A 7,450-nucleotide genomic window follows, 5' to 3' on the forward strand; every position below is an offset into this window, starting at 1 on the left:
CGGGGCATCCTTGGGTGTTTCCGGCCCTAGTAACTTTGGCCTCTCTGATCTCGGCCGCCTATTCGTATCGCTTCGCCATCAGCACGTTCTTAGGCCCGGTCCGGGACGACTATCCGAAAAAGCCGCATGACCCACCCGTTGGCATGTGGCTGCCCGTCGCGATACTCGCCGCACTCGTCATCGCAATCGGGCTGTTCCCGGCACAGACCGTCGGCGCCATCGTCGAACGCACCGCGCTCGCGGTGGTTGGCAGACCGCTGCCGGAATATCATCTTGCTCTTTGGCATGGCTTCACGCCGGCCTTGCTGATGAGCGTCATCGCGCTCGTGGGCGGCGCGCTGCTGTTCCGGTCCTACGACGCCGCCAATCGGCTACGCCTCGTCTTTGCTGGGATCGATGCGAAGAGCATCTTCGATGCCGCGATCTCAGGCCTTGTCCGCGGCGCGCGCAGCTTCATTGGCGCGACCCATAACGGGTCGTTCCCCCGCTATGCGGGCATCATTCTGGTGACGATCCTGGCAGTCGGTGCCGCCGCCTACTTCAGCGCCCCTCATGAGACGGGAACCCGGGCCGTCATCCCGGCGTCAATTCCCGCGACCGCCGCATGGGTCGTACTCGCGAGCTTGTGTGTCTCACTGCTATTCTGGCACCAGAACAGGCTCCTGTCCTTGGTTATGACCAGCGGCGTCGGCTTAATCGCTGCCCTTTTCTTCTTGCAGTTCTCGGCTCCCGATCTGTCTCTCACGCAGATCTCCGTCGATATCGTCACGACGATCCTATTGCTGCTAGCACTCAATCTCTTGCCGCAAACATCCCCGAAAGAAATCACCACCGGCGGAAGATTCAGCCGGGGTCTGCTCGCCGCCGCTGTTGGACTTGGGGTGGCCGCCCTCGCCTATGCGATCATGACGCGCGATTTTCAAACGATCTCGGATTACTACCTGGCCGAGGCTAAGCCCGGCGGCGGCGGAACCAATGTCGTGAACGTGATCCTCGTCGACTTCCGTGGCTTTGATACCTATGGCGAGATCATCGTCCTGGGCATCGCCGCGATCACGATCTTTGCCTTGTTGGACAACGCGCTGCGAGGCGCCGCCGCGCGTACGCTTGCGTCCATGCGCGCAAGCAGGGAGCAAAGCATCAACGCCCATCCGATGATGTTGGTGATCGCAACCCGCGTACTGTTCCCGCTGGTGCTCGTGGTGGCGGCATTTGTCTTCCTGCGCGGTCACAACGAACCGGGCGGCGGCTTCATTGCCGGCTTGATCGTCGCGATCGCGCTGATCATGCAGTACATCGCAAGCGGCTATAACTGGGCGGCGGACCGCATGCGCGTGGACAGCCACGTCTTGATCGGCACAGGTGTCTTGATCGCGGGACTGACCGGCGTCGTGTCTCTAATCTTCGGCTGGCCCTTCCTGACCAGCACCTACACTTATGTCCATCTCCCGATCGTCGGCGAGTTCGAGCTTGCCTCCGCCATGGCGTTCGACCTGGGTGTATTTCTCTCCGTAGTCGGCGTCGTCATGCTGTCGCTCGCGCAGATTTCCCGCGTCGAAGCCCGCGTTGAGCCCGAGCCCGTTCCCGAAGGACCCATGGACGTTCCCCTGAAGGACGGTCGGGTCTTCAGCTCAAGCAACGGGGAGAGCTGACATGGAACTCGTCGTCGCCAGCGCAATGGGATTCATGACGGCCGCCGCCGTCTATCTGATCCTGCAACAGCGGACCTTCCCAATCGTGGTCGGCCTCACCTTGCTGTCCTACGCGGTCAACATCTTTCTGTTTTCATCGGGACGGCTGGTCGTGGACAAGCCGCCGATCATCACCAGCGCCGACTCCTACACCGACCCCTTGCCGCAAGCCCTTGTGCTGACGGCCATCGTCATCTCGTTCGGCATGACGGCCTTGATCGTGGTGCTTGCGCTTCGCGGGTTCCTCGAGACGGCTACAGACACGGCGGACCTCCCGGAGGATGAGTTCCCCGAAGACGAGCCCTCAAGCAAGACGGCGACCGGCACATGACGGCTTCGCCTCTCGCAACGACCTGGATTATCGCGCCCACCATCCTGCCCGCGATCACCGCAGCAATCATGATCCTGATGCGGCAGCGCGACATTGAGGTGCAACGCTTCCTTTCGGTCGCCTCCACGGTGGCCCTGCTGAGCGTTGCTCTATTTCTCTACGACGCAGTGAGTGATGGCGAGACGGATGCATATCGCCTCGGCGCCTGGCCAGCGCCGTTCGGCATCGTGCTGGTGATCGACCGTCTCTCGGCCACAATGCTTGTCCTCACCGCAGGACTTGCGCTTGCGGTTCTGCTCTACGCCATCGCCGGCTGGGACAGGCGCGGGCGACATTTCCACGCGTTGTTTCACTTCCAGCTCCTGGGCTTGAACGGCGCCTTCCTCACCGGCGACCTGTTCAACCTCTTCGTCTTCTTCGAGGTCATGCTGATCGCCTCTTACGGGTTGATGCTCCATGGCGGCGGCGCGAAGCGCCTGCGGGCCGGCTTCCAATATGTCGCCATCAATCTCATCGCATCGTCGCTATTCCTGGTCGCCGTGGGGTTGATCTACGGCATAGCGGGCACGCTCAATTTCGCGGATCTCGCGGTCAAGGCGCGCCACGTGGCGCAAGCCGACCAAGCTCTCCTGCAGACCGGCGCGTTGCTGCTTCTGCTGGTCTTTGCCATCAAAGCGGCTTTCGTGCCGCTACACTGGTGGTTGCCCGCGACCTATGCCGCGGCGTCCGCACCTGTCGCAGCCCTGTTCGCCATCATGACGAAGGTTGGCGCCTACGCGATTATCCGCGTGTTCGGAACGGTGTTGGGCGATGGCGGCGAGGGTTTGGGCGCCGTGGCCGCCCCTTGGGTCGTCCCAGCCGCGCTCGTAACGATCGCTGTCGGCACGGCCGGACTTCTGGGCAGCCGAAGGCTGCTCGATCTGGCTGCGTTCAACACGATCGCCTCAATGGGCGTCCTGCTGATTGCTATCGGGCAATTCAGCGTGGATGGCTTGACGGCCGCTCTGTACTACCTGGTCCACAGCACGATTGCGGGCGCCGCCCTCTTTCTGATTGTCGACCTCATCGCCGCCCGGCGCAGCCTCAAGCTCGATGCTTTGGTACCCGGCAACCCGATCAGCCAAGCGGCAATTCTCGGGACTCTGTTCTTTCTCGTGGCAATCTCTGTTGTGGGGCTCCCGCCGCTGTCCGGATTCATCGGCAAGCTGATGGTTCTCGATGCGACCTTCGAAGCGCCGCGAGCGTGGCTGATTTGGGCCACCATCCTGCTATCATCGCTCATGATGACTATCGCGTTCGCCCGTGCGGGCAGCATTGTTTTCTGGAAGGCGGAAGGACAGACCACCGGCCCTAGCTGGGGAACGGCGGCCGCTACGCCCATGGTCGTGGTGGCGCTTCTCGTGGGCGCGAGCCTGATGCTCGCTGTTTTTTCCGGACCCGCCGTCAAGGCGCTGCACAAGACTGCGAGCCAAGCGCTCGACACGCAGCAATATGTCAATGCGGTGCTCGGCGACCGTGAGAACCCCGAGCCAGCGCGACCGATTACCGAACCGGCGAACGCAACGGCAGCGCCATCCTCACCAACCGAAGCACCCGGGGAGCACTGACCATGTTCAGAACGCTAGTTCCCCATCCTTTGCTGACACTACTGATCGTCGCCGTCTGGATTCTGCTCAACGGCTTCTCCTGGGGCGCCACCGTGCTTGGGCTCATCCTCGGCATCTTGGTCCCACGCTTCACCAGCGCCTTCTGGCCAGACCGGCCAGTGGTCAGCAACCCGCTCACCATCATCGAGTATGCGCTGGTCGTACTGTGGGACATCGTCGTCGCCAATTTTCAGGTCGCCTATCTGATCTTGTTCCGCCGCGGAGACGATCTGCATTCGCAGTTCGTCACCGTGCCACTCGACCTGAAATCACCCGAAGCTATCACGGCCTTGGCGGGTACGATCACCATGACGCCGGGCACGGTGAGCGCCAGCCTGAGCGCGGATGGCCGCGCGCTGCTCGTACACTGCCTTGAGACGGACGACCCGGAAAAGACCGTGTCCGAAATCAAGTCACGTTATGAATCCAGACTGCAAAGGATCTTCGAGCGATGATCACACTTGCCTGTTCCATCGCCGGCGTCGCCATCAGCGCGGCGATACTGTTGTGTCTTTACAGGGTTGTTGTCGGGCCGGATATGCCCACACGCATCCTCGCCCTCGACACGCTCACGATCAACGCGATCGGACTTGTCGTGCTGGCCGGCATTTATTGGGGCACCGAGCTCTATTTCGAAGTCGCACTGCTCTTCGCGATGGTCGGCTTCCTGACAACCGTTGCCTATTGCAAGTACATCTTGCGCGGCAATGTGATGGAGTAGACCAATGACCGATTTTGGCGACATCGCGGTGGCGGGCCTGATCTGCCTTGGTGCATTCTTTCTGTTCGTCGGTTCGCTCGGCCTGGCCAAGCTGCCGGACCTGATGCGGCGGCTGCACGGCCCGACCAAGGCAACCACACTCGGCATCGGCGCGACGCTGATCGCCTCAATGCTCTACTTCCTCTTGGCGGGTGACGCCTTGTCGATTCAGGAATTGCTGATCACGACATTCCTGTTTCTGACTGCGCCGGTCACCGCGCTCATGGTCGCGAAGGCACATCTCTTGCTTGACAAGAGCGAACGCAAGAACCTGCCGTCAACCGGCCGCGATGTGGGTTGGTCCGTATTCGATGCACCGGACCCGACGCCCGGTTCAGAAGATTAAAAATTAGGGCTGAACGTGCGCCCTGCGGCGAAAACTTTCGGGTCTTGATGCGACTCAACGCAAAGATTCGCCTGCGGCTGTGAGGTGCGATCCGAGAGGCGGTGTCCTGAAGGTCGCTATCAAGCCGTAACCGGTTGCGGCCTCGTCACGACCGGTGCGTCCTGGGACGCCATGTCACGGCACTGACCGCAGCTTGGCCCGCAAGATTGCCAGGACAAATCGCACGTACTCCCTTAGGATTCACGCAACTCGCCAAATTCAAGGAGTGCAGCATGTATATCGCCATGAACCGGTTCAAAGTGTTGAAAGGCGCGGAGAACGATTTTGAGCAGGTCTGGCTCACGCGCGAGACCCATCTCGAAGATGTGCCCGGCTTTGTCGAGTTCCAACTCTTGAAGGGACCGGAGCGGGACGATCACGTACTTTACGCCTCGCACACCATTTGGCGCTCCGAAACCGATTTCGAAGCTTGGACGCGCTCGGAGGCCTTCCGCAAGGCCCACGCGCGGGCGGGCGAAGGCAAGCCCCTCTATCACGGTCATCCCGAGTTCGAAGGCTTCACGCCCCTGCAAGAGGTGCGCGCGAGAAACGTCGCGGCCTAGCAGCATACCGCCAGGACGCACACAATCCCGTCGCTAGTTCACGCGCCTGACTTGCACCAGATTATCGGAAAAGGTTGGCGCGTGGCCTAGGCTGGCGAACTCAGCTGGCGCAGCTCATCGAGCAGAGCGCGGAGGCGGCCCACCTTCGCGGCATTCCTCTCTTCCAACTTGTCGAGATCGGACTCGCGCAGCGAAAACAGCATCGGTTCGGTGCCCCTTCCCGGCTCAACCGAAGACACTAAGACCGCGATATGTAGGAGTGATTACGGACGATTTTCGCGAAGCCCGTGCGTCGCAACGCCCCCCAAGGCGCGCATATAGGGGATCCACCCCATACAACGCAGCCATGGGTGTCAGTAGGTTCCTTGTCAGTTCTGGCGATCAAGCCAGCACGCGAAAACTGATCATATGAAGGAACACATCATGTCCAAGATTTCTCAGACCACGACCAAGTTTGCTTTTCTTTCGAAGTTTGTTTGCTTGATCCTTGCGGGCTTCATGTTTGCCAACATCGCGGCGCCGGCTCCCGCAGAAGCCAAGTCTATCGAGCAGTGCTATCAGAGCGGCAAGAGCAAAGGCTTGAATGATGGCTACACGGACGGCTTTAACGATGCTTACAAGGCCTCATACCAGGACTCTCTCATCGGCAGCATGGACGTGGGTGCTGCCGAATGCGCAGAGGCTTACCGGCGCGGCTACGATGCGGGCTACCGGAAAGGCTACCGGAACGGTCAGCGTGAGGGCGGCCCGGCAGGCAAGGAAGATGCCCAGGATTGGAAGGACGACCTGCGCGATAAGATGCGCGAGTGCATGCGCACTGGTAAGAACTGCCCCTAATGGCAGCGTCCGATCCAGCACTTTGGCGAGGCTCTCTAGGACCGGACCGGTCTTTGGGGGGCCGAGCCTCATCTGCTCTCAAGCTAACCCAAAACCTCCAAGCGACAATTCCAAGGATCAGATCATGTTCAGAACTGTCACAGCCACCCTCGTTTTCATCGGCGCTGTGTCGCCATCTTTCGCCACCACTGGCGCCGGCTGCCTCAACATCGTGAACGTCGCGCCGGATGACGTCTTGAACATGCGCGCGAGCGCATCATCCAAGGCACCGATCGTGGACAAAATCCCGCACAAAGGGCAAGGCATTCTCCACTTGGACGGCAAATGCGTATCCTTGAGCCGGCCGTGGGGCAGCCGGTGGTGTCCGATCACCCGTTACAGCGGAGACGGCACGACGCAGGGCTGGGTCAAGGCGCGGTTCGTGCGCGATTCGGATTGCCCATAGTCGTGTAAGTGGTGCGGACGGCGGGAGTCGAAGCTCTTACAACTAACTCTCTGAAATAGATACGCTAATTTTCTATATGAAACCGTTTTATGTAGCGCGTTGTTTAGCAAAGGGCTGATGTCCAGCAGGCAACTTCCTTACAGAAGAGGTAGGCCGACGTAGAGACGCTCCGACGCAACAATACCGCTCGTCAACTATTTGGACATAGCCGAACTCACTGTCCAAGCTGCGGCCGATGTCTGCTTGCGGGCGCAAAGCGGTCGTCGCGAAGTCGCGTTCCAATGTCGGCTAGTGACCCAAAGCGGACATCATAGTCTGAGGTCATGTCATGTTCGCAGGATCGGTGCCTCGCAAAGGCAATACTTCATGGAATTTGCCGCTCGCGGTGAGTTTGGGCGGTGACTGGCTTTCTCGCACCGCGACGTCCTCTACGCCATTGTCGCGGAACACGCGCTTCACCGACTGGCTGACTTCTTGAAAGACAACCCCTGCCGCCGCCTCATCGGCTGGTTCTATTCGCAGCTCGAAATCTCTCTCGCTGGTCTGGACCAGCTGGATGCGCCGGGCGTGCTTGTGCTCCAGATCGAAGACGAGTGGCGACAGCGTCACCTCGCCCACACGAACGAGCGTCGCCTCGCGCCCTTCCACCTGAAAACTGCGGAACGGCGAGCCACAGGGACAGCGGTCTGGGTGGAAACGAAGGCAGTCACCGAGGTCATATCGGATGAAGGGTTGAACGTCGTTGGCGAGCACCGTCAGCAGCACGGTCGCGGACAGCGTGCCATCGGGAAC

General features: G+C 60.6%; 9 protein-coding genes and 1 pseudogene. 9 read left to right on the forward strand and 1 reads right to left on the reverse strand.

What is annotated here, in order from left to right; all coding sequences use genetic code 11:
* The 9 genes from mbhE to WBQ77_RS07285 form a co-directional block, all read left to right on the forward strand.
* A partial coding sequence (gene mbhE / locus WBQ77_RS07245) for a hydrogen gas-evolving membrane-bound hydrogenase subunit E (RefSeq protein WP_424059574.1) occupies positions 1 to 1,652 on the forward strand: 1,652 nt, incomplete at its 5' end.
* 1 nt (position 1,653) lies between these two features.
* A complete protein-coding gene (locus WBQ77_RS07250; RefSeq protein ID WP_424044659.1) occupies positions 1,654 to 2,022 on the forward strand; it encodes a Na+/H+ antiporter subunit C in 369 nt (122 codons plus the stop codon).
* On the forward strand, positions 2,019 to 3,629 hold the full coding sequence (locus WBQ77_RS07255; protein ID WP_424044661.1) for a monovalent cation/H+ antiporter subunit D: 1,611 nt from the start codon (positions 2,019 to 2,021) through the stop codon (positions 3,627 to 3,629). The genes WBQ77_RS07250 and WBQ77_RS07255 overlap by 4 nt, the downstream gene beginning before the upstream one ends.
* Positions 3,630 to 3,631: 2 nt before the next feature.
* Entirely contained in the window at positions 3,632 to 4,123 is a 492-nt protein-coding gene (locus WBQ77_RS07260) for a Na+/H+ antiporter subunit E (protein ID WP_424044663.1), read from the forward strand.
* The gene (locus WBQ77_RS07265) at positions 4,120 to 4,389 is read left to right on the forward strand and encodes a K+/H+ antiporter subunit F (RefSeq protein ID WP_424044665.1); all 270 of its coding nucleotides are present in this window, start codon (positions 4,120 to 4,122) and stop codon (positions 4,387 to 4,389) included. The genes WBQ77_RS07260 and WBQ77_RS07265 overlap by 4 nt, the downstream gene beginning before the upstream one ends.
* Positions 4,390 to 4,393: 4 nt before the next feature.
* Positions 4,394 to 4,774 (forward strand): Na+/H+ antiporter subunit G, encoded by a 381-nt coding sequence (locus WBQ77_RS07270; RefSeq protein WP_424044667.1) that lies wholly within the window; start codon positions 4,394 to 4,396, stop codon positions 4,772 to 4,774.
* 272 nt (positions 4,775 to 5,046) lie between these two features.
* On the forward strand, positions 5,047 to 5,376 hold the full coding sequence (locus tag WBQ77_RS07275) for an antibiotic biosynthesis monooxygenase family protein (protein WP_424044669.1): 330 nt from the start codon (positions 5,047 to 5,049) through the stop codon (positions 5,374 to 5,376).
* A gap of 423 nt (positions 5,377 to 5,799) precedes the next feature.
* A complete protein-coding gene (locus WBQ77_RS07280; protein WP_424042748.1) occupies positions 5,800 to 6,213 on the forward strand; it encodes a hypothetical protein in 414 nt (137 codons plus the stop codon).
* A 124-nt stretch (positions 6,214 to 6,337) separates the two neighbouring features.
* A complete protein-coding gene (locus WBQ77_RS07285; RefSeq protein WP_424059576.1) occupies positions 6,338 to 6,658 on the forward strand; it encodes a hypothetical protein in 321 nt (106 codons plus the stop codon).
* A 321-nt stretch (positions 6,659 to 6,979) separates the two neighbouring features.
* On the opposite strand, the pseudogene WBQ77_RS07290 reads toward WBQ77_RS07285, so the two are convergent.
* Positions 6,980 to 7,450 (reverse strand): annotated as a pseudogene (locus tag WBQ77_RS07290) (phenylacetate--CoA ligase family protein); the annotation flags it as partial.

This window comes from Methyloceanibacter sp. (assembly GCF_049590335.1).
In the GTDB taxonomy this organism is placed as follows: domain Bacteria; phylum Pseudomonadota; class Alphaproteobacteria; order Rhizobiales; family Methyloligellaceae; genus Methyloceanibacter.

What these genes read in the sequence shown, in the direction of transcription:
- WBQ77_RS07285 (WP_424059576.1), top strand. Translation starts at nt 6,338, where the DNA reads ATGTTCAGAACTGTCACAGCCACCCTCGTTTTCATCGGCGCTGTGTCG.
- WBQ77_RS07250 (WP_424044659.1), top strand. Translation starts at nt 1,654, where the DNA reads ATGGAACTCGTCGTCGCCAGCGCAATGGGATTCATGACGGCCGCCGCC.
- WBQ77_RS07270 (WP_424044667.1), top strand. Translation starts at nt 4,394, where the DNA reads ATGACCGATTTTGGCGACATCGCGGTGGCGGGCCTGATCTGCCTTGGT.
- WBQ77_RS07260 (WP_424044663.1), top strand. Translation starts at nt 3,632, where the DNA reads ATGTTCAGAACGCTAGTTCCCCATCCTTTGCTGACACTACTGATCGTC.
- WBQ77_RS07275 (WP_424044669.1), top strand. Translation starts at nt 5,047, where the DNA reads ATGTATATCGCCATGAACCGGTTCAAAGTGTTGAAAGGCGCGGAGAAC.
- WBQ77_RS07265 (WP_424044665.1), top strand. Translation starts at nt 4,120, where the DNA reads ATGATCACACTTGCCTGTTCCATCGCCGGCGTCGCCATCAGCGCGGCG.
- WBQ77_RS07280 (WP_424042748.1), top strand. Translation starts at nt 5,800, where the DNA reads ATGTCCAAGATTTCTCAGACCACGACCAAGTTTGCTTTTCTTTCGAAG.
- WBQ77_RS07255 (WP_424044661.1), top strand. Translation starts at nt 2,019, where the DNA reads ATGACGGCTTCGCCTCTCGCAACGACCTGGATTATCGCGCCCACCATC.